The sequence below is a fragment of the Agarivorans sp. D1326 genome (genome assembly GCF_056958115.1).
Window position 1 is genome coordinate 620,584 of record NZ_JBTWEN010000001.1, and the last position, 20,787, is coordinate 641,370.

Consider the following 20,787-nt stretch of genomic DNA (forward strand, 5'->3'; position numbering starts at 1 on the left):
TCAAATAAAAAGGGCTCCACAAGGAGCCCTTTGGTTAGTTATAGCTTGCGCTTATACATCGAAGCGATCTGCATTCATTACTTTAGTCCAAGCGGCAATAAAGTCTTTGGCGAACCTTTCTTTATTGTCGTCTTGAGCATAGAACTCAGCATAAGAACGTAATACCGAGTTAGAACCGAACACCAAATCAACCCGTGTTGCTGTCCATTTAACTTCTCCACTAACACGCTCACAAATGTCGTAAGAGTTTCTGCCAGTTGGCTTCCAGGTGTTAGCCATATCGGTAAGGTTTACGAAGAAATCATTGCTTAGTGTGCCAACCTTGTCGGTAAACACTCCCGCTTCAGAACCCGCATAATTGGTGCCTAATACTCGCAAACCACCAATTAGCACGGTCATTTCTGGCGCACTTAAGCCCATTAACTGAGCGCGGTCGAGCAGTAACTCTTCTGCGGTAACCACATAGTACTTCGGCAAGTAGTTACGAAAACCGTCTGCTTGTGGCTCCAATACTTCAAAAGACTCCACGTCGGTCATCTCTTGGCTTGCATCACCTCGGCCAGCCGTAAACGGTACAGCTAAGTTTAAACCCGCTGCTTTAACGGCTTGTTCAACACCCACATTACCAGCAAGTACAATTACATCGGCAAGGCTTGCACCTGTATCTGCAGCAATCGCTTCCAATACACTTAATACTTTAGCCAGTTTTTCTGGCTCGTTAGCTTGCCAATCCTTTTGCGGAGCTAGGCGGATCCGCGCCCCATTGGCTCCACCACGTTTATCAGAGCCACGATAAGTACGGGCACTATCCCATGCGATAGTCACCAATTCAGCTACGCTTAGGCCGCTAGCAGCAATGCGTTGTTTTACTGCATCTACATCATAAGATGTTGATCCTGCTGGGATAGGATCTTGCCAAATAAGGTCTTCGGCTGGAATATCTGGCCCGACATAAACAGACTTAGGCCCCATGTCGCGATGGGTTAATTTGAACCAAGCTCGCGCAAAGGTTTTAGAGAAGTACTCTGGGTCATTCTTAAAGCGCTCAGAAATCTTGCGATACTCTGGGTCTACTTTAAGCGCCATATCCGCGTCGGTCATTACTGGGTTATAACGAACACTTGGATCTTCAACATCGGTAGGTTTGTCTTGCTCTTTAATATCTACAGGTTCCCATTGAACAGCGCCTGCAGGGCTTTTTGATAATTGCCATTCATAACCAAACAGCAACTCAAAATAGCCGTTATCCCATTGGGTTGGATGGGTAGTCCAAGCACCTTCGATACCGCTAGTAACGGTATCTCTGCCGATGCCACGCTTGCTATGGTTATTCCAACCTAAGCCTTGTTCTTCAATGCCCGCGCCTTCTGGCTCTGCACCCAATAAAGAAGCGTCGCCATTACCGTGACACTTACCTACGGTATGACCACCAGCAGTTAAGGCAACAGTTTCTTCGTCGTTCATTGCCATACGTGCAAAGGTTGTACGCATATCTTGAGCGGTTTTAAGTGGGTCAGGCTTACCATCTACGCCTTCTGGGTTTACGTAGATCAAACCCATCATTACTGCAGCCAATGGGTTTTCCAAATCACGTTCACCGGAGTAACGCGACCCTTCTCCGCCACTTTCTGCTAGCCATTCTTTTTCAGCACCCCAATAAATGTCTTTTTCTGGGTGCCAAACATCTTCGCGCCCGAAAGCAAAACCAAAGGTTTCTAAGCCCATTGATTCATAAGCCATATTACCAGCTAACAGCATTAAGTCGGCCCAGCTAAGCTTGTTGCCGTATTTCTTCTTGATTGGCCATAATAAGCGACGCGCCTTATCTAAATTGGCATTATCTGGCCAAGAATTTAACGGTGCAAAACGCTGGCTACCACTAGCACCGCCACCGCGGCCATCGGCAACACGATAGGTTCCTGCCGAGTGCCAAGCCATACGAATCATCAAACCACCATAATGTCCCCAATCTGCTGGCCACCAGTCTTGGCTGTCGGTCATTAAGGCTTTTAAGTCTTTTTTTAAGGCTTCTACATCAAGGGTTTTGAGCGCTTCGCGATAACTAAATGCCTCACCAAAAGGGTTGGTTTTAGTATCATGCTGATGAAGAATATCTAGGTTCAGTGACTTGGGCCACCAATTCATATTTGCCGCTTGTGGTGTAGTTGCTCCACCATGCATTACTGGGCACTTTCCAGCAGAACTATCGTTGCTCATATTCATTCCTTAATTATCGCGTTTACATTGTTTTTGTATCGGCTTTACCAAAAGCCGTAGACTAATTTTCGACTCAAGATAAAGCGTATAACCTTATCGTTGAGCTAGCCAATTTGTATAAACTATCGCAGCAATAAGCGACAGTAACCATAAAAAAAATAAGGTTATTTGACGTTTTAACCCAAGACAATTACGAAGAACTAAGAACTTTACAAAACTTTACTTTGTGGTGAGTAATTAGAGCGCAGAAACAACAACTTTAGACCAAAACTTAAGCAACTGAGGCAGTTTAGAATATGCCTAAACTTGCCAACACGCTGGGTAAGCTTAACGCTAGTAACTTAACGCTAGAAACTAGGTGAGTGACTGGAAGTTAGACTGAAACAACAGGGCTATCAGGCTTAAACTTATAGCTAATAGTAAATCAAGCAACGTATCTATGTTGCTTAATCGGGAACAAGATATTCACTGAGCTAGTGTAGACATCAAGCTAATACATCAAGCTTTAAGGATTGAGTAAGATTAAATTCAGGCAAACAACGGCACAATAAGCGGACAAAGCATTGCACTAAAAGTGGCACTGAGCACTAAAGCTAAGGCGCCATAAGCACCTTGCTGATGCCCCTCTTCAGCAATGCGAGCAGTCCCCAAAGCGTGACAGGCCGTGCCCATGGCAATACCTTGTGCTTTGCTCGAGTGCACACCACATAATTTAAGTACCGGTATCCCTACTACCGCACCCACTAAGCCAGTTATCAGTACAGCAATAGCCGTTAATGCGGGCTCACCTGCCACTTGTTCACTAATTAGCACCGCAATAGGCGTAGTAACTGATTTAGGTGCTAAAGACGCCGCGATTTCAGGCGATGCCCCAACCACCAGCGCCAAGCCAACTGTAGTAGCAATAGCCACAACAGCCGCAACAACAATGGTAATAGCAATGCGTGGTAGTTCTGCTTTTATATCGTATAACTGCTTATATAAAGGAACACCTAAGGCAACCACTGCTGGTTCTAGTAGCTTACTTAGCCACCCACTATATTGATTGTAATCGTCAAAAGAGATGTCTAATGCCAACAAACTAACCACCAATATGCTCAAGGTAATTAGAACGGGATTAAGCCAGGTAACCGAAAAACGTTGTTGCAGATGTTTTGCAGCAATGAACAATCCAATGGTTAGCGGCAGGTAAAGAAAATTCACCATTATTTTGCCTCCCCGTCTACGGATTGTGGCTGAGTAGCCTTAAGCTCGTGCTTGTGCTCCCAGTGTTGGTAAGCTTTACCAACCACTACCAGCAAAATCAGCGTCGCCAAAGCACAAGTAAGCAACATTGCAGGTAAAGCCTGTAATAAAGTTTCAATATGCTCTACTAAGCCAATACTAATAGGTACAAACAAAAGTGACATCCAGCGGACAAATTGATTAGCAGTTCGCTCTACCCAAGCCAGTTTAATCCAGCGAAACTGTAAGGCTATAGTTAACAGCAGCATACCCACAATGCTTGCAGGGAGAAGGTTTCCGCTAATTTCGCTTAACCAACGACCAGCCCACAAAGCAGCGTAAATCACCGCTAATCCAGAGGCCATTTCTAGAACAACTGATTTCTGAAACTTTCTCATAACTCTTGTCGACTTTTGTTATTCAATGACGCTATTATGTAATAAAATTACAAAACAAGCTATCGTTAGCTAACATTGTTTTAGGAGACGCTATGAAGATTAGTTTTTTCAGCGCTAAGCGCTACGACCGCGAACATTTTGATGCCCAAAATACATCTTCAGCTTTTAGCATCGAGTATTTCGATACTGCCCTCTCGGCAAAAACTGCCCGCTTAGCCCATGGCGCTGATGCGGTATGTGCCTTTGTAAATGACGACTTGTCTGCCGCAACTTTGGAAGCCTTAGCCGAACACGGGATCCAACTTATACTGTTACGTTGTGCAGGCTTTAACAATGTAGACCTCGCCAAAGCAGAGCAACTAGGCATTACCGTTTCACGCGTACCGGCTTACTCACCCGAAGCGGTGGCCGAACACGCTATCGCGTTGATGATGACCTTAAACCGTCGTATTCACAAAGCTTACCAACGCACCCGTGATGCCAACTTCTCGTTAGAAGGTTTAACCGGCATGAACATTTTTGGTAAAACCGCTGGAGTAATAGGCACCGGGAAAATCGGCTTAGCCACCGCCCGCATACTCAAGGGTTTTGGTTGCCGAGTAATTGCTTTTGACCCTTACCCAAATGACGCAGCTAAAGAGCTAGGCATAGAGTACGTAAGCATGGCAGAGCTACTGGCGCAATCAAACATCATTACCTTGCACTGCCCGCTTACCCCAGAGAATACTTACTTAATTGGTAAATCGGCCTTTAGTCAGATGAAAAAAGGCACTTTGCTAATCAACACCAGCCGCGGCAAACTGGTAGATTCTACGGCCTGTATTGAAGCACTAAAAGACGGGACATTAGGCGGCTTAGCTTTGGATGTGTATGAACATGAAAAAGAATTGTTCTTTGAAGATTTATCCGCCGAAGTCATTTTGGATGACGTGTTCCGCCGTTTGTCAGCTTGTCACAACGTTATCTTCACTGGCCACCAAGCCTTTTTAACCCAAGAGGCCTTGCAAAGCATTGCTGATACTACCTTGCTAAACGCTAATGCATTTAGCCAAGGGCAACGTAACGGCAATGAAGTAACCGCTGAAGTGGTAGACAACAGCTAATCTAGATTTTGGTGAAATACCAAAACAAACCATAAACTAAAGGCAGCATAAAAATGCTGCCTTTTTAGACTTAGAGTGCACATTGGTTATAAGTTGGTTATGTGGACCATTGGTCCCAATGTAGACGGTTTGTTTGGCTTCGCCGCGCTTTGGCAAGTATGGTTATTAACTGCGGTATTAGCTGTTGTGTTGTACCTGCCTACTCGCGCGTTCTCACGCTATAAGCACAGTAGCAACAAAGCTTGGATAAAGTACTTTTAACTCTTCTGCTCCCATAAACAATAAAGCCGACCTTAAGTCGGCTTTATACCCAATGCAGCTCCCTTTTGACTAGAACATACTATTGCCATTAGCACTGCCTTCTGGCACTTCTTGTATGCTGTCCCAATGCTCTACAATTTTGCCATTCTCATCAAAGCGGAAAAAATCCATGGTGACGTATTGATCATTTCCCGGCCAAATTTGGTGAGTATGTAACGCCACCATGTCACCTTCGGCGATACAGCGTAGAAACTTAATTTGTTTGCTGGGATAGTCGCGCTGCATTTCATCGAAGTAGTCTATAAAACCTTGCAAGCCATTTTTAACTAAAGGGTTATGCTGAATGTATTCATCTCCAACATACATTTTTACCGCCTTGGCTGGCTCACCCAAATAAGCCATTTGATAAAATGCCACGGCATTAGCTTTATTCTGCTTTAACTGGCTGCCCATATTTTCTCCCAAGCAATCAAGTGATGTTATCTCAATAGTAGAACAAACTAGCCAGCATTAGCTTAACGCTTGGCTTGGGTAAGAAATTTCTAACACCAAACACTCTTGCTCACACTTAAATGGTCCATGAACCTCGCCTGGTGGTCGACTGGCGTAATGACCAGCCTCTAACCAAAGGTCAAACGCCGCGTCATACAAACGGCCAGAGATAATGTAGATCTCCTCTGGATAAGTATGTGATTTAGCGCCAAAGGCTTTGGTATTTGCTCCAGCTTTAAAGCGAGTTAGGCGTGTATAGTCACAGGTGCTGTTATCTATGGCTAGGGTAAGCTGATGTAACTGCCCATCACTGCCTTCTATCTCTTCCCATTGGTTAGCATTGTTTGTAGCTAATACATTCCAGTATTGCGCGGTGGTTTTCATTAGCATCCTTAACAACTAAGTACTTAATGAACATAAACTAAAAGATAGCGAGCTAATACAATTTCGCAATCAACATTTAGTGAATAACAGCCACCAAAACCAAATATTTAATTGAGGGTATATCAAGGGTGTAGCTAACAACTAATCCTCAAATAAAGCCAATAAAAAAGCCCCATAAAGAGGCTTTTTTATATCGTGTAACTACTGGTAGCTAATCTCACCTTTATCATCATAATCAGCGGCATTAACAGGGCTTTGCTGCTCTAAGTAAGCCTTAAGCACTTCGGCATCTACAAAGCCAGTGTCCACAAAGCCGTTATGGTCTGTGATTTTAGGATAACCATCACCGCCAGTAGCATTAAAGTTTGGAACAGTGAAACGGTAGATGCTGGCTTCATCTAAAGGTTTGCCTGCAATTACTACTTCGCTCACCTTGCCATCAATTACTTTCATGCTAATGCCAGCAAATTGCGCGTAAGCACCGGTATCCACAGGCATAGCCGCAACTACCGATAAGTACTCCATCACTTCTGCACCATCCATATCTACATAGGTAATGGTGTTAGAAAAAGGCTGTACGGTAAGCACATCTTTATAGCTGATATCACCTGCCTCAATAGAGGCTCGAACACCACCAGAGTTCATTACTGCAAAATCAGCATTTACGCGTTCTTTATGGGCAGACGCAATTAATCGGCCTAAATTGGTTTGGCCAAAACGTACTTTGTCACGGTCACCCACTAAGCGGCCGCTTAGTTCAGCAATCTTAACATTAAGCTGCGCTTGGCCTTGTTCTTGGTAAGGGGTTAACAAAGCCAGTACTTCGGGGTTGTGGGCAATTTCCTCTTGCACAAACACCCGCTGTTTTTTGCCGTCTACTTTGATTTTTTTCTTTAAGTTAACTGGGATGAGTTTGTAGCTGTCTAAAGTAAATTCGCCATTTTTAAAGGTGTAATCGGCGCGCCCTACATATTTACCCCATTCATAGGCTTGGACGATCCAAGTGCCATTTTGTTGATCGGGTTTACATTCATCACCTGGCTTAAAGGTTTGGGTGTACATGTTAGGGCCTTCCATACACACCGGCTCTTGCGAGTGGCCACCTACAATTAAATCTAACTCACCTTCATTAAGTGAACGCGCTAAACTTACATCTCCCGGCGCATTAACGCCATGTTTAGCATTGGCATAGTGGCCCATATGAGTAACCGCAAACACTAGGTCGGGTTGGTGCTGCTGGTTAATCTCGGCAATCACTTTTTTAGCTTCTACTTTGGGATCTTCAAAGGCTAAATCCGCAACAGTATCTGGCAGTACCAGTTTATAGGTATCTTCGGTAGTGAAACCTATCACTGCCACTTTCACGCCTTGTAAGTCAAACATTTGATAGCCTTGAAACTTACGTTCTCCAGTGGATTTTGAATAGATGTTGGCGGATAAGAAAGGGAAATTGGCCCACTGTTGCTGCTTGGCTAACACCTCTAGGCTGTTATCAAACTCGTGATTACCTATCGCCATGGCATCGTAACCCAACATATTCATGCCTTTGAAATCTGGCTCGGCGTCTAATAAATCTGACTCAGGCACACCGGTGTTAATGTCACCTCCGGATAACAACAATACACTGCCCCCTTCGGCGGCCACTTCCTCTCGAATACTATCAATTAAGGTCTTCCGCGCTGCTAAGCCATACTCACCATACTTGTTGTGCCAAAAGCGGCCATGATGATCGTTAGTATGTAGTACGGTGATTTTATAGCTTTGATCGACTTGCCAAGTTTGCTCAGGGCTAGAGCTACAGGCTGCGAGTAAGCCAGCCAACACAGAGGGAATAAATACGCGATAAATGAAAGGCTTCATCTTTCTTCCTTGATTCGATGGTTAGTAGGCTAATCATAGTTCAATAACAATCACTTACAAGCATAACAACCAGCATTAAAATGCCTAATTAGTGGCCTTATTTTGCATCTTAGCCAAAGGTGTTGATAACAAACATTTAAAAGATGAGAAACGTAAACTTGGCTTAGATCAAACAAACGCAAATGATAATGATTTACTTTAAGGTTAAATAGTTATTTGAGTACAGCATGTCTACCATTGATCTCGCACCACCACAGCAATTGCCCGAAGCATTAACCGGCCAAGCAAGCCCTTCTCCATTACAATTTGCCTTCACCAAAAAAACTGGCGCTCATGCAAACCATGGTAAGCGTGAGTCTTTAAATGGCGAGCAAGCACACCAGATGCTAAGCAAGCAATTAAGCCAAAGCAAAGCGAGTCAATTACCTCGCGCTATTTACATTCACATCCCGTTTTGTCGAGTTCGCTGCACCTTTTGTAACTTCTTCCAATACGCCAGCAATCAACAAATGATAGATGATTATTTTACGCTGTTGGAGAAAGAGCTGATTGCTAAATCTCGCTACCCTTGGACACAAGCAAGAAGCTTTGATGCGGTATATGTAGGTGGTGGAACACCCACTGATTTAAGCCCAGAGCAACTTAACCAGCTTGGGCAGCTTATTCATCGTTATTTTCCCTTAAGCGACAGCTGTGAAGTAACCCTAGAGGGCAGATTAAATCGCTTTGACGATAACAAGTTTGAGGCAGCACTTGACGGTGGTTTCAATCGTTTTTCTTTTGGTGTACAAAGCTTTAACTCCAAAGTTCGCCGTGCTGCTAAACGCCTTGATAAGCGAGACTACATTGTAGAGCGCTTAAACCAACTAACAGCCAGTAATCGCGCAACCATTGCGATAGACCTTATCTATGGCCTCCCCCACCAAACACCAGAGAACTGGCAGCAAGACTTACAAGATGTATTAGATACAGGCGTGCACGGAGTAGATTTATATCAATTACTTACCTTTGGTAGCAGCGGCTTACAACGCAATATTGATGCGGGCCGTGAAGCCGTTCCATTGAGCACTAGCGACAAAGCGTTAATGTACCAACAAGGGCATCAGTTCTTCGCCCAAAACGCTTTTCGACAGCTTAGTTATTGCCATTGGGCAAATGGAGAACAAGAGCAGAGCCGCTATAACTCCTTAGCCAAACAGGGAGCCGAAATTTTGCCGATTGGCGCAGGAGCCGGTGGCAACATCAACGGTTATGCCTTAATGCAAACTCGAGATATAGATACTTGGCGCGCAGGCATAACAGAAAATAACTGGGCTTTTGAGCAGCTAAGTTTGCCGGCTAACAATGCCCAGCTAAAAGCAGCAATCACCAGTGCTTGTGATCAGGGGCTGATTGATGCAGATAAACTTCCCCACGGAAGAACGCTCTTTGAACATTGCCACCCCTTGTTTAAAGCTTGGCAAACAAATGGTTTAGTCAGTTTAACTGGCCAACAAGCCGCATTAACCATGGCGGGGCAATTTTGGTCGGTGAATTTAGCCAATGCCTTGACCCAGTATTTGCAGATGTACCCTTTATCTAACGGCCAGTAAACTATTAATTTGTTAGTAGCTTGTTATTAACCATTTAAGCTGCCAAACTGTTTGTTCTAACATTTTACGAGTAGCAATATGTTTGGCACGGTAAGGACACTGTGGGCATTAATGGTAGTATTTGGGCACTTGTTTTGGCTTAGCGACTTCGGTCGCTTTGCAGTGTTTGGCTTCTACATTCTTAGTGGATATTTGATGACCTATGTAATGCAGCAGCGTTACGGTTATCAAGCTTCAGGCAAGAAGCGATTTGCCCTTAATCGATTTTTACGCCTTTATCCGGGGTATTGGTTTGCTTGCCTGTTAAGTTTGCTTTTGCTGCTGGTCTTTAATCGCTACTTTCCTATAGCAGGCTTTTCAACCATTGCGATACCGAGCAATGCCGCCAGCTTGTTGGGTAACTTCACCATGGTTTACCCAAGTTGGCTACCCCACTCTATTACGCCACGTTTATCTCCAGCGGCATGGGCACTTACCGTAGAAGTATTCTTCTATTGCGCCATTTGCTTGGGCATATCTAAAACATTACAACGCTGCCTTGTTTGGTTAGCCTTATCTGTGCTGTATGTTGTTGCTAGCTACATTGGCGACCTATACTGGCATGCCCGTTACTTTTCCATTCCAGCAGGCTCACTGCCATTTTCCATTGGGGCCATTATCTACTTTGTCGTACAGCAAAATAAAGTGCCGATTAGCTGGCAAGTTATACTAAAAAAACCAGCATTAATACTGCTGGTTATGGTCACTATTTCTGGTTTTACCGCATGGCAAATTAATCAAGGTTTGCACTTAATTACCGCGGAGATACTGTTTTATACAAATATGCTAATTAGTGCGATGCTAGTTTTGAGTTTAGCCTTGGGGCATAGCCTACATAACAAAATATCTTCTGGCTTCGATAAGTTTATTGGCGACTTTTCTTACCCTATTTACCTACTTCATTACCAAGCGAGCATCATCGCAAGTGTGCTGCTGTTAGGCGAAGTAAGTAAATTTAAACAACACTTCAGTTCAGCGGCCTTGCTGCTGGTAGGCCTAATACTGGTAGTGCTTTCGCTATTGGTTATCAAATGTATCGACCTACCCGTTGAGCGCTTACGCAAGTCAATTCGCGATAAAGCCAGCGGTCAATATAAAGCCGCTAGCTAAACCACTTGATAGCCTTGTTTAGGCATTTTGCTGGCAATTAGAGCGAGGCTTAACACCACCACAAACGTGGCTGCGTTAGCGGGCGCTTGCAAGTTAAAATCAACACTAATGTGTATTAGCATGGCGGTAATGGCCATAAAGCAACCTAAGGCCGTTCCTTTCATTAAGGGGTCGTTACGTTTTCGCAAGGTACGTAAGCAGCGATAGGCTACCCATAAAACCGCTGCTCCTAAAAGCAAAGTAACAGGCAAGCCCGACTCAATGGCGAACTGCAAATAGTCGTTATGGGTATGGTCGAAAAAAGCACTGATAGGCTGAGGTAAATAGGCTTGAAACACCGAATAAAAACTGCCAGCACCACTGCCCCAAACAGGGAAATCTTTGAGCATATTCAGCGCCCAATCAAAGATATAAATACGCCCTTCGTCTACCAATACCGTAGAGCTCAAACGCTCTCTTACCTTACTTAAGCCAAACAGTGAACTCACAATCAACATGTCGATAATAAGTATACTCACCATTAATATGGTAAGGCTTTTTGGCCGCTGCTTATAAAGCAGTAACGCCAATATTCCGCCAATAACAGTGGTTGCAAAAAACGCACTATTGCCCATGCGTGAACGCGACATAACCAAGCCAATAACCATAATAATCATGCACATGCGCACCAGCATTTTGGGGCTTAGGGCAGCTTCCAGCAAACCAGAGAGACGAGCCTGCCAAGTCTCTGCGCCGGTTAGTTTTAAGTCGGCGACAATCAGTGCTAAGCCCATCATTAAGCTAAGTAACAAGTAATTAGCAAAGTGGTTTTTATAGATGTAAGAGCCTGTCGCCACCGGGCCAATATCGGTGCCAAATACTGGGCTTTGCTCAACATTCGTCAATAACAGCATCGCCCCATAAAAGGCTTGAAAAGTACCACTTACCACAATGGCGATTAACACTGCACGAATACGTTCTGGGCGGTTCACCAGCAACAAGGTATTCACTGCCAGCAACAAATAACTCACACCTTTCAATAAGCTAATTTTACTTTGCTCCGGATCTAACGAAAGCGGTGCGAAGCCATTGACGGCGTCACCAGATAAACTGGCAACGGCGCGCAACTCAGCATTTTGCGGTGCAAGCCAAGCCAGTAAACCGGCAGGTAAAGGCACTAATTGCAGCAAAGTAAAAAATTGAAATATTGCCAACGCTGCTAATAACCACCAGCCAGGACGCAGATACTGCCAAGGGATTTTTGCTCTAAAACAGTAAGCCAAGCCAATACTTTGTAAGGCAATGATCAATTCCATTATTGACCATGCCCAAGGGCGATTACTGCCTAAAGGGATGGGTAACCAAACTAGTAAAAAGATAAAGCTGGCAAAGATTATCGCTTCTAATCTTCCCGTCGATACTCGCATAGTCGGCGCTTCCTTGTCATCTCTGGGCAAAGCCCGGAAAAATCTAGTGATTAAATTGCTGCTTGTTAGTGTTTGCCTAGCATTTGCGCTGGGTTATCCCATAGCAAACGTTTTGCGTGCTGCTCACTGCTTAGTAGGCTTATCTGTTCAAAGGCTTCACGTAAATCGGGGGTACGCTTTTCCAAGTCATGGGCATCACTAGCCACAATATGAATTGAATCTGCCTTAAGTAAACTCTCTGCTATGTTCTGTGCTTGTTGGCGAAAGAGCCCTAAAAAAGAACCAGCGGTCACTTGAAACAAACACCCTAATTTGAGTAACTGAGATAGCTGGTAAGGATTCTTCCAAATACCATGGTTACGCTCTGGATGAGCAATCATGACTTGAATATTGTTGCTGTGTAGCCAGCGCACTAAACTGGTTGTTCCCTGAGGGACACTGCCATGTGGTAACTCAAGTAACAACAAAGACTTATGTTTATACTCACCAATAAAAGGCAGCAAACCTTTTTGAGCCCACAGCATCACCTCTGGGCATAAATGCACCTCAGCTGCACTGCGAAGCTCGATGTCTAGTTCGCGCTGAGTAATAGCATGCTTAAGCGTGTTATAAGCAGCTTCAATGGTGGCTGGATTATTGTTGTAAATTCCTGGATGCATATGTGGCGTAGCCACCATCACTTTGGTTCCGCTGGCTATTGCCATCTCTACCATTGCAATGGCTTGCTTTAGGTTCTGTGCGCCATCATCAATCCCCGGCAATATATGACAATGCAAATCAATGAACATTTTCTTCTCCTGCTACTTGCCATACATGTGGTCGTCGCAAGCGCCAAACTAGAGCGCCTGCGCAAATTAACCCTGCATAATTAAAGCCTAAGTCGCCCCAGGAAAACTGTCGATGGGCAGAAAACAACTGCAGCCCTTCATCTACCGCAAACACTAAGCACAACATTACAAATACCAATGGCAACTTAACTAGCTTTAAGCGGTACAACTTGTCACTCACCGCCATCATTACCAAGGTGCTAACAATAAATGCAGCACTAAAGTGCACCACGCTATCGCCACCCAACAAAATTTCTAACTCAACAAAAAACACACGATTGTTGCCTAGGCTCTTTAAGCTACTCGCTAGCAATAGCAACAGCGCAACGATGCAGCAAGCAATACGCCAATATCGCTGTTTAGGTATTGGCACAAGCGACATAATCTATCCCGGCTAACAAATACAAAGCACAGGCGCGTTGTTTAAACTGCGGTTGCTTCATTGCTTGGCTTAAACCTTTATGCATAAAGGTGTGCTGTTCAATTTTAAGTAAGGCTTTAGCCACCGTTGTACGCTGCTCGATACTTAGCTCGGGCCACAAACTTAAACCAATCTCTACATAGGCAAATAAAGTAACGGGCGCGTTCTCACCCACCTTTGCGGCAAGCTCTAAATACGCCATCGCCTCTTGGCTACTGGCTTGGCGATAAAGAGCGTTTTTAGCTAAATCAACATAGGTATTTGGCCAAGTTGGCCTAAGCTCAGCGGAACGTAAATAGAACTGTTGAGCTTTAAGCAAGTTCTGCTTTTTTAACAGGGACTTATTCGCAGTATCGGGGCTAATAACTAAGCTGTAGAAGTTACTCCATTCTACTTGTTTGGCAGCCAATACCTGATAATGAGGGTGATTGGCTTGCCAAGCGAGCATGTCACGAGTGACGTGTTCGGCTACATCTAAGTTAGTTTGTGTGAGTTGCTGATTAAGATCTTTCTGCCAACGTTGATGCCAAGCGCCAACCGCATAGCTGTTTGCATTGGCTAGACCATATTGCACTGCAACAACAGCCACCCATAGAGCGGTGCCTAATAGCCCAAATAAAAACAACTTATGCTTAACTTGGCTCATCAATGATGCCCTCCCGCACATTTATACATGGGCTAATCGGCCGCTGCATATAGATCGGTTAATTGGGTATTTAAACGTTTAGCCTCAAAGCGGCTTACAAATACTTCACGACATTGTTGAGACATCGCGCTAAGCGTTGTTCTATCGAGTTGGCCAATAACTTTGGCAAGTGCATTGCTGTTACTATTTTCAAACACGTAGCCGGTGCTTCCCTCGGCAACTAAACTTGGCAAAGCACCTGCGTCACTCACAACAACCGGCAAACCTTGGCGGAACGCTTCTATCACCACCAAACCAAAACCTTCCCAACGCGAAGGCACAACCAGCGCATCAACACTGGCATAAAGCTCACGAAGTTGCTCTTGGCTACACCAACCATGTTGAATCACTCGACAATCGGAAACATTAAGCTGTTGTTTCGACACAACACTCGCGCCAGCAATGTGCAGCTCTACTTCGCTATCTACTTGGCGAATGGCTTCGATTAGCAAATCTACGCCTTTTTGTTTGTCTAAACGCCCTACAAACAATAGCTTTAACATGCCTTGGTTTTCGCTTCGCTGTATGTCTTGTTCCAAATCATCTAAAGCATTCTCAAACACCACCATTTTATGCTCAGGAATCTTTTGCTGGCGAGCACTTTCAAAATCATGATGAGAAATATTAATCACCGAGCTGACTCGGTAAGCCAATACCTTTTCGATTTGTGAGAACACCTTCGCTTTAATGCCGCTGTAACCATCAAAGCACCAGCCATGGGAACAATACACCACCTTCCGCTGACTACGTTTGGTAATTAGGCCCGGTATGCGGCAAACCACACCAGCAAAAGTACTGTGGATATGAATCACGTCGGGGTCAAAATCGATAACCGCTTGCTTAAACAACTTAGCTAAACTTGCACACGAACCTAGGCTGCGGCTTGGCCGATCAAAGCAGCGATAATAGGCCTTTAAGGGCGCGTCTTCCGCTACGTGTTGCTGCGGCGCTAACACCAAAATATTGTCAGTGCCGTAGCACTCTGCCTGGTAAGGGATAATGGTGTTTAAGTAAGTTTCTACGCCGCCTACCAAGGTTTCGGTTACATGTAATATCTTCATGATAACTGGCTCTCCGCTTGATACTGCTCTAAGCGTTGCAGCATATCTCTAAACTCTACATCCCAAGCATTTACTACCTTGTGACGAGCTTGAATAACTTGTTGCTGCAGCTCGGACATGTCGGCTAATTGAATGGTTTCGCTGTGTTGCTGCATGCCTTCGCGGCTAAAATCAAACAACATTGAAGTGGGTAGTTTGACCGCTTCAACAAAGGCACTCACTTTGCTGTCCCAACTCATTACGGTAAACGGTACCGAAAAAGAAAAGGCACTAATTGCCGAGTGAAGCCTAGTAGCAAATACACACTGCGCTTGACTAACTACTTTAACCAAATCATCAACTTGCTCTACGCTTACTACCTTTGCATCGGGCAAACTGCTGGCAATGTCTTGCATATATTGCTGGTCTTCTTGGGCACCATTGGTATAAAGCACCGGTAACAAACCAGCAGCCTTAACCTTAGCCACACACCGGCTGATCCATTGCTGGTAGTCCTGCTCGTTAAAACTCACATCGTTGTCAGAATTAACCATTAATACCACCGGATTCACAATGTTAATGGCGGCGTATGCTTGTTTACTAAGATCGGAGTGTGGCGCTTCACTGTAACTAAGGTTCAGATTCACAGCGGGGTCTATGCTCACCACCACTTTGTCGGCAATCTGCGCGCCAAACAAGTAAGCAATATTGTCTTTACTGGCAGCATCGCGTACCGAAATATACAAACACTGCTTAGCCGCAAACAATCGCTTGAACAGCCAGCGCCCTGGCCTAGACATCCGCTTAGCTACCCCAACATACACTACCGCGTAGTCAGTATTAGCGAAGTAGCAAAACAGTGATAGAAAATAAAGTTTAAGCGGGAAGTTAAGATAAACATCGCTAATAAGGTTACCGCCGCCCATCAACACCACATCCGCGGCCTTCACTTTACTCATCCAATTACGGTAGTTCTTAACAGCCACCAGCATACTATTGAGAGGGATGAATAGCTGGCGTACCCATTCAAAACGGCTCTTCAAGATCTTGTCTTTAATTGCATTTTGCTGAGCACTGCGCTCAAAGTTATGCCTTCCGGCAATATCTAGGGCCTCACTGGAGATATCATAATTTTCTAGCTTCCATGCCAGCGAATTATGAATTAATGCATCACCAAAATTATCACTATAAGGAACTGCAGCAATAAGGTAATGGGTGTCCTTTTTAGTCATCTAAGACTCCTTGTCGAGAACTACCAAAAATAAGTGAATAAGCGGGGAGTAAATAAATAGCTGCCGATAAAATATGCCTAAAGTAACTTCCCTGATCGGGCTCAAATAGCAGCAGTACAAACATGTGAGAGCAAAACAAGGTAAGTAACAAGTCTCCCTGTTTACGCTTAATCATTTTTCCACAAATCATCAAAACGCCGACACTAAACAACAGCAGTAACAATTGATTAAGTCCTTGGGCAAAAATCAGCGGCAAACTCAGCTGCAACATGGCCCAGCCAAAATTAATAATAAAGGGCAAGCCACGTGCTACATCCACTAAATTGTCGAAAGCAGTTACGTTAAAACTCCCCTCTAACTTGGCGTAGTTATTGGAAATATCTCGCTGGCCTTGGGACATTTGATAAAAGGCATCAGGTAACAAAAAGGCTAAGCAAACAAAAAAGGCAAGAAAATACCAAGCGGGTTTAAAGCTTGCGAGCTTAAACGCAGTTCGATTAAGGCTATTACGCATAGGAAAGCCTTTATCGCTAAAATACTGCATGACATAGCCAGCGAGAAATACCCCTAGAATAAGAAAATAGTAGGAACGAACCTGCAGCGCGTAACTCACGTAAAGCACCACAACACTAAAGATAAAGGCTTTACGGCTAAAATAAGTGGAGTAAAACACCAGCAGACAAAGCGCCATTACTATAGTTTCTTTGGCTGGCCAAATAACATTGAGCAACATACTAGGCAGGGTAAACAAGCTCACTACCAATAAATCTTTAAGGGTTACCACATATTTGGAAATAACCAGAAGCCACAAAAAACCAATGGTAGCCGTGCTCAGCACTGCGCTTTCACGTCCTAAAAAATAGAGCAATTCACGGGTGGCTAGGAAGGAGCCGTCTAGTTCAAAAAATACAAAGCGCCCTTCTATCTTCATTGCATCGTAGCCCCATTTCCAGGGCAAAAAATCTTTACCAACGGTCATCAGCAATAACAGCATCAGCGACCAAAACAGTAGGTAGCAAACACCGAGTTTAGTGCGTTTAAACTCGACCATAGTGTCCACCTAAAGACTGACTATCGGCATAAATTAGAGAGACTAGCCAAGTAACTAGGTAACACGCTGCTAAACCAAGAGCGCCAGTTGATAAAGACAAAGCAAGGCCGGAGCAAAGCACACAAACCAACACCGTTAGCACACAGTTGGTATATACCTGCTTGTCGGCCGAGAATTTCACAAAAATGTGGTAAACCGGACCAAAATACAAACGAACGCAGGCCGCTAAAGCAAACAGCGACCAAATTACCAAGGTTTTAGAATCTAAGTCTGCAATAACATACACCACAACAACGGCCAGTGAAGAAACAATCAAACCAGCCACACTTAAGGGCACGCCATCTTTACGGACTTTGAGATAGCTTTGCTTGATATCGTTTGAGGCTAAAATCTCCGGTACTTGCACGCTGTTGCGAATAGCCAAGATAAATACAAACAACTGGAAGATCCGCCCACCCCATGCAATAACGCCGGTATCGTATTCGCTAAGGGAATAACCACTAATTAAGATGATGCCCCAAAACAATACGTATTCACTCAAAGTAAAAGCTAAAAACTTAGAGTCTTGTTTTAAACTCTGGCTAAGTTTTATGCCTTCGCTTTCATCCGATAGCTTAAAACCCTGCAGCAACTTTTTATTACCAAACAGGCTAAATAAACAAAAATAAGCGAGTAAACATGCGCTTAACACCACAAATACATCGTTAGTAAAGCCCGACAAGGCCAACAACAAGAAAATCAGCGAGCTGAAGACAAAAAACACACCCGCTTCAAATAAATAAGATCGGTAAAACTCTTTGATCACTCGGTGAGATAGAGACACCATTTGAATAATCGCAAAGCCAACAATATACAAAAAACAAAATACGATTATCTCGATGCTACTAAAGCTTAAGGGCACGACCACAATGGCCAGGCTTAAACTTAAAATCAGTGACAAGCGGCATTTTTCAAACAACACTCGCGCCGCTTTATCAGTTTCGCCTTGGCTTGATAAGTCGAAATAGCGGCCAAAAAATGAATACTCAGATCCGTAACGGCCAATCACCAAAATTAAGTTAGCAATTGAAATAGCAAAGGAAACCTGACCAAAGCTGTCCATGCCATAAAGCCAAGTGATTACCGACGAAAACAAAATTAAGCCGGTCGCACTAAAAGCTCGCAGCAGGGTAATGCTGCCAAAGCGCTTAACTAAAGACTCTATGCGCTTTAGCCCACTCATGCGCTTACTCCGTATTCACGGTAGTAACCATAACGTGTTTCGTTTTTGGCATTTACTCGGTTCAAGATAACCCCATCTACCACTACTTTGTGATTGATCATCTGCTGCAAGGTATGTTCAATTTGATTCACCTTGGTGCGCCCAGCATTTACCACCACAATGCTTGATTTGGTGATTTGACCAATGATCAAGGCATCACTTACTGCCGCAATTGGCGGGGTATCGATAATAATTTTGTCGTAATGCTCGCTGAGCTCTTCGATAAGCGCTTTAAATTTGGAACCCGCCAATAGCTCTTGAGGATTAGCGGTTTGCATTCCCGCGGGCAATAAATCAAGGCCAGAGCGCTCGTGATGAACCACGCAATCATCTAACTCTGCATCCATCACTAACAAGTTACTTAAGCCTGGGTGAGCACGGTTAAGATTAAAGCGTTCACCCATAGAGGGTTTACGTAAATCACCATCAATTAACAGGGTTTTTTCCATACCAGCCATCGCGATAGCTAAGTTTAAGGCAGTAGTGGTTTTACCTTCATTAGGCACCGAAGAGGTCACCGACAAAAGCTTACGCTGTTGGCTCATCATGTTCAGCATTACAGAAGTGCGAATGCTGCGTACAGCTTCACTAAAGTTGAGCTGTTTCTCATCAAAGAACTGCTCTAGCGGCAAATTATCCTTATTAAAACGAGAGCGTTTAACCAAAGGAATAACCCCAAGCGGAGTAAGACGAAGCTTGTCTTCAATGCCGCTGGCGCTTTCAATGGTGTTGTTAAGTGATTGACTAAGCAGCGCCAGCACTATGGCAACAGCCAAACCAAAAGCGGCAGCCAGCACAATAATGATGCCTTTCTTTGGTTTAGCGGGAAATAATGGCGTAACAGCCCTATCGGCAAAGCGCGCTACTGCGGCTTGAAAGTCACTAGTAGCATTGGTTTCTTTTTGGCGAGTAACAAACAAATCATAGAGGTTTTGGTTACTGTCAACTTCACGCTTCAAGGCATCGTAAGTTGCCCGCTTAAGCGCAATATCTTGAAACTCGGCCTTTTTGTTTTCCATCTCGGTGCGGATCGCGTTTTCTTGAGCGCGTGCACTACGCAACTCTTTTTCAACACCAGAAGCGAGTACTCTAAGCAGCACTTCAGAGCGTTCTTTCACCGAAGCCAACTGAGCTTGAGCACGGATCATCTTGTCGTGTTTAGGCCCATAGCGTTTACTAAGCTCAGAAACCAATCGCTCTGCTTCAATTTGTGCCAAACGCACATCACGTAACTGCGGATGATTAGAGATTGCCGTTACCGAAGAAAGCTCTGAGATAGCGGTATTTTTATTATCTTGTAGTAAGTAGTAAATAGACTCCGAAGCGGTGCGGCGATCTTGTGCATCGGCTAAACGGCGGCTTAAGTTGCCTAGCTCTGAGCTAGCTAAACTGTCAATACCGCTTACATCGACTAACTGCTCACGCTGCAAAAAGTCACTCAAACGGCTCTGTGATTCTATCACCGCAGCTTGTAATACACCGATTCGGTCAGCCAACCAGTTGGTGGCTTCTTGATTAGCAATAATGCGACTTTCACGGTTAGAGTTGATGTAAGTCTCCCCTACCGCGTTGGCAATTTTGGCGGCTAGTTTAGGATCCCTAGAGTCAAAACTAATATTTACTAACTGGGTCTTTTTAACCGGATTAATGTGTAGATTGCGCTGGAAGGTTTTCATTACTTTTTGACGCGCAATTTCTTGCTGCTGTTCTAAATCTGGAAGCTCTTCTTCAGGCATAAAGCTTTGTATAAGTGGCACCGAGCGCAACAAACTTTTAAGGCCAGCGGCATTAAAGCCCTTACCATCGTTTGCGCCGTTAAACTCAGGGTTGTCATAGAGCTGAAATTCGTCAATCACTCGTTGAGCAATGCTTCGTGATTTAAGTAATTCGAACTGCGTGAGGTAATACTCTTGCTTGGAAGTGTCAATGCCAATCACATCATCAATCGACACCGCTTTACGCTGCTCAGCTTCAATCAGTAATACTGCGGTTGCCTGATAGGTTGGCTTAATCGCAAAAACCAACAATATGGCCAGCAAAACACTGATAAATGTAAAACCCAAAATCATCAGCCATCGCGACTTCAAAATCGACAAATATTGCATGATGTTAATAAACTCATCATCTGCATTATTGCCGTTGCGCATTAGAGCTGCATTATTCACTGTTGTTGTCATTAACTAA

The 20,787-nt window shown here is 44.3% G+C and carries 19 protein-coding genes; 4 read left to right on the plus strand and 15 right to left on the minus strand.

Annotated features, from left to right (window positions below; genetic code table 11):
* Window positions 1-51: 51 nt before the first annotated feature.
* From katG to ACYFDN_RS02800, 3 genes are all read right to left on the minus strand, one after another.
* Window positions 52-2,217 carry a catalase/peroxidase HPI gene (katG, locus tag ACYFDN_RS02790; protein ID WP_483509929.1) on the minus strand — a complete coding sequence of 722 codons (2,166 nt, stop codon included), beginning with the start codon at window positions 2,215-2,217 and terminating at the stop codon, window positions 52-54.
* Between the two features lie 528 nt (window positions 2,218-2,745).
* Window positions 2,746-3,423 carry an LrgB family protein gene (locus ACYFDN_RS02795; protein ID WP_016401789.1) on the minus strand — a complete coding sequence of 226 codons (678 nt, stop codon included), beginning with the start codon at window positions 3,421-3,423 and terminating at the stop codon, window positions 2,746-2,748.
* The gene (locus ACYFDN_RS02800) at window positions 3,423-3,839 is read right to left on the minus strand and encodes a CidA/LrgA family protein (RefSeq protein ID WP_221074188.1); all 417 of its coding nucleotides are present in this window, start codon (window positions 3,837-3,839) and stop codon (window positions 3,423-3,425) included. The genes ACYFDN_RS02795 and ACYFDN_RS02800 overlap by 1 nt, the downstream gene beginning before the upstream one ends.
* A 92-nt stretch (window positions 3,840-3,931) precedes the next feature.
* Here ACYFDN_RS02800 and ACYFDN_RS02805 point away from each other — a divergent pair, with 92 nt between their 5' ends.
* Window positions 3,932-4,942 (plus strand): 2-hydroxyacid dehydrogenase, encoded by a 1,011-nt coding sequence (locus ACYFDN_RS02805; RefSeq protein WP_016401791.1) that lies wholly within the window; start codon window positions 3,932-3,934, stop codon window positions 4,940-4,942.
* Between the two features lie 99 nt (window positions 4,943-5,041).
* Window positions 5,042-5,203 (plus strand): hypothetical protein, encoded by a 162-nt coding sequence (locus ACYFDN_RS02810; protein WP_483509930.1) that lies wholly within the window; start codon window positions 5,042-5,044, stop codon window positions 5,201-5,203.
* 69 nt (window positions 5,204-5,272) lie between these two features.
* Here the strand turns inward: ACYFDN_RS02810 and ACYFDN_RS02815 are convergent, their stop codons facing one another.
* The 3 genes from ACYFDN_RS02815 to ushA form a co-directional block, all read right to left on the minus strand.
* On the minus strand, window positions 5,273-5,656 hold the full coding sequence (locus tag ACYFDN_RS02815; protein ID WP_483509931.1) for a nuclear transport factor 2 family protein: 384 nt from the start codon (window positions 5,654-5,656) through the stop codon (window positions 5,273-5,275).
* Between the two features lie 57 nt (window positions 5,657-5,713).
* Window positions 5,714-6,079 (minus strand): cupin domain-containing protein, encoded by a 366-nt coding sequence (locus ACYFDN_RS02820; RefSeq protein ID WP_483509932.1) that lies wholly within the window; start codon window positions 6,077-6,079, stop codon window positions 5,714-5,716.
* Between the two features lie 201 nt (window positions 6,080-6,280).
* On the minus strand, window positions 6,281-7,939 hold the full coding sequence (gene ushA / locus ACYFDN_RS02825; RefSeq protein ID WP_483509933.1) for a bifunctional UDP-sugar hydrolase/5'-nucleotidase UshA: 1,659 nt from the start codon (window positions 7,937-7,939) through the stop codon (window positions 6,281-6,283).
* 227 nt (window positions 7,940-8,166) lie between these two features.
* On the opposite strand from ushA, the gene hutW reads away from it, so the two are divergent.
* Window positions 8,167-9,531, plus strand: a complete 1,365-nt coding sequence (gene hutW / locus ACYFDN_RS02830) for a heme anaerobic degradation radical SAM methyltransferase ChuW/HutW (RefSeq protein ID WP_483509934.1) — start codon at window positions 8,167-8,169, stop codon at window positions 9,529-9,531.
* Between the two features lie 78 nt (window positions 9,532-9,609).
* Complete coding sequence (locus ACYFDN_RS02835; RefSeq protein WP_483509935.1) at window positions 9,610-10,680, plus strand: acyltransferase family protein; 1,071 nt, start codon at window positions 9,610-9,612, stop codon at window positions 10,678-10,680.
* On the opposite strand, the gene ACYFDN_RS02840 is transcribed toward ACYFDN_RS02835, so the two are convergent.
* From ACYFDN_RS02840 to ACYFDN_RS02880, 9 genes are all read right to left on the minus strand, one after another.
* Complete coding sequence (locus tag ACYFDN_RS02840; RefSeq protein WP_483509936.1) at window positions 10,677-12,086, minus strand: O-antigen ligase family protein; 1,410 nt, start codon at window positions 12,084-12,086, stop codon at window positions 10,677-10,679. The two genes, ACYFDN_RS02835 and ACYFDN_RS02840, sit on opposite strands and share 4 nt — an antisense overlap.
* A 65-nt stretch (window positions 12,087-12,151) precedes the next feature.
* Window positions 12,152-12,874 (minus strand): tyrosine-protein phosphatase, encoded by a 723-nt coding sequence (locus tag ACYFDN_RS02845; RefSeq protein WP_483509937.1) that lies wholly within the window; start codon window positions 12,872-12,874, stop codon window positions 12,152-12,154.
* Window positions 12,864-13,295 carry a VanZ family protein gene (locus ACYFDN_RS02850; RefSeq protein ID WP_338625272.1) on the minus strand — a complete coding sequence of 144 codons (432 nt, stop codon included), beginning with the start codon at window positions 13,293-13,295 and terminating at the stop codon, window positions 12,864-12,866. Before ACYFDN_RS02850 ends, ACYFDN_RS02845 begins: the two co-directional genes overlap by 11 nt.
* A complete protein-coding gene (locus tag ACYFDN_RS02855) occupies window positions 13,273-13,980 on the minus strand; it encodes a hypothetical protein (RefSeq protein WP_483509938.1) in 708 nt (235 codons plus the stop codon). Before ACYFDN_RS02855 ends, ACYFDN_RS02850 begins: the two co-directional genes overlap by 23 nt.
* Before the next feature lie 32 nt (window positions 13,981-14,012).
* A complete protein-coding gene (locus ACYFDN_RS02860; protein ID WP_016402151.1) occupies window positions 14,013-15,080 on the minus strand; it encodes a glycosyltransferase family 4 protein in 1,068 nt (355 codons plus the stop codon).
* Window positions 15,077-16,291, minus strand: coding sequence for a polysaccharide pyruvyl transferase family protein (locus tag ACYFDN_RS02865; RefSeq protein ID WP_483509939.1), 1,215 nt, complete (start codon window positions 16,289-16,291; stop codon window positions 15,077-15,079). Before ACYFDN_RS02865 ends, ACYFDN_RS02860 begins: the two co-directional genes overlap by 4 nt.
* A complete protein-coding gene (locus tag ACYFDN_RS02870; protein WP_483509940.1) occupies window positions 16,284-17,342 on the minus strand; it encodes a hypothetical protein in 1,059 nt (352 codons plus the stop codon). The genes ACYFDN_RS02865 and ACYFDN_RS02870 overlap by 8 nt, the downstream gene beginning before the upstream one ends.
* Window positions 17,329-18,564: a hypothetical protein gene (locus tag ACYFDN_RS02875; RefSeq protein ID WP_483509941.1), complete on the minus strand. Its 1,236-nt coding sequence runs from the start codon at window positions 18,562-18,564 to the stop codon at window positions 17,329-17,331. The genes ACYFDN_RS02870 and ACYFDN_RS02875 overlap by 14 nt, the downstream gene beginning before the upstream one ends.
* The gene (locus ACYFDN_RS02880; protein ID WP_338625261.1) at window positions 18,561-20,780 is read right to left on the minus strand and encodes a GumC family protein; all 2,220 of its coding nucleotides are present in this window, start codon (window positions 20,778-20,780) and stop codon (window positions 18,561-18,563) included. Before ACYFDN_RS02880 ends, ACYFDN_RS02875 begins: the two co-directional genes overlap by 4 nt.
* Window positions 20,781-20,787 lie beyond the last annotated feature (7 nt).

What these genes read in the sequence shown, in the direction of transcription:
- ACYFDN_RS02800 (WP_221074188.1), bottom strand. Translation starts at nt 3,839, where the DNA reads ATGAGAAAGTTTCAGAAATCAGTTGTTCTAGAAATGGCCTCTGGATTA.
- ACYFDN_RS02840 (WP_483509936.1), bottom strand. Translation starts at nt 12,086, where the DNA reads ATGCGAGTATCGACGGGAAGATTAGAAGCGATAATCTTTGCCAGCTTT.
- hutW (WP_483509934.1), top strand. Translation starts at nt 8,167, where the DNA reads ATGTCTACCATTGATCTCGCACCACCACAGCAATTGCCCGAAGCATTA.
- ACYFDN_RS02860 (WP_016402151.1), bottom strand. Translation starts at nt 15,080, where the DNA reads ATGAAGATATTACATGTAACCGAAACCTTGGTAGGCGGCGTAGAAACT.
- ACYFDN_RS02820 (WP_483509932.1), bottom strand. Translation starts at nt 6,079, where the DNA reads ATGAAAACCACCGCGCAATACTGGAATGTATTAGCTACAAACAATGCT.
- ACYFDN_RS02795 (WP_016401789.1), bottom strand. Translation starts at nt 3,423, where the DNA reads ATGGTGAATTTTCTTTACCTGCCGCTAACCATTGGATTGTTCATTGCT.
- ushA (WP_483509933.1), bottom strand. Translation starts at nt 7,939, where the DNA reads ATGAAGCCTTTCATTTATCGCGTATTTATTCCCTCTGTGTTGGCTGGC.
- ACYFDN_RS02875 (WP_483509941.1), bottom strand. Translation starts at nt 18,564, where the DNA reads ATGAGTGGGCTAAAGCGCATAGAGTCTTTAGTTAAGCGCTTTGGCAGC.
- ACYFDN_RS02805 (WP_016401791.1), top strand. Translation starts at nt 3,932, where the DNA reads ATGAAGATTAGTTTTTTCAGCGCTAAGCGCTACGACCGCGAACATTTT.
- ACYFDN_RS02835 (WP_483509935.1), top strand. Translation starts at nt 9,610, where the DNA reads ATGTTTGGCACGGTAAGGACACTGTGGGCATTAATGGTAGTATTTGGG.
- ACYFDN_RS02880 (WP_338625261.1), bottom strand. Translation starts at nt 20,780, where the DNA reads ATGACAACAACAGTGAATAATGCAGCTCTAATGCGCAACGGCAATAAT.
- ACYFDN_RS02845 (WP_483509937.1), bottom strand. Translation starts at nt 12,874, where the DNA reads ATGTTCATTGATTTGCATTGTCATATATTGCCGGGGATTGATGATGGC.
- ACYFDN_RS02870 (WP_483509940.1), bottom strand. Translation starts at nt 17,342, where the DNA reads ATGGTCGAGTTTAAACGCACTAAACTCGGTGTTTGCTACCTACTGTTT.
- ACYFDN_RS02850 (WP_338625272.1), bottom strand. Translation starts at nt 13,295, where the DNA reads ATGTCGCTTGTGCCAATACCTAAACAGCGATATTGGCGTATTGCTTGC.
- ACYFDN_RS02865 (WP_483509939.1), bottom strand. Translation starts at nt 16,291, where the DNA reads ATGACTAAAAAGGACACCCATTACCTTATTGCTGCAGTTCCTTATAGT.
- ACYFDN_RS02855 (WP_483509938.1), bottom strand. Translation starts at nt 13,980, where the DNA reads ATGAGCCAAGTTAAGCATAAGTTGTTTTTATTTGGGCTATTAGGCACC.
- ACYFDN_RS02815 (WP_483509931.1), bottom strand. Translation starts at nt 5,656, where the DNA reads ATGGGCAGCCAGTTAAAGCAGAATAAAGCTAATGCCGTGGCATTTTAT.
- ACYFDN_RS02810 (WP_483509930.1), top strand. Translation starts at nt 5,042, where the DNA reads ATGTGGACCATTGGTCCCAATGTAGACGGTTTGTTTGGCTTCGCCGCG.
- katG (WP_483509929.1), bottom strand. Translation starts at nt 2,217, where the DNA reads ATGAGCAACGATAGTTCTGCTGGAAAGTGCCCAGTAATGCATGGTGGA.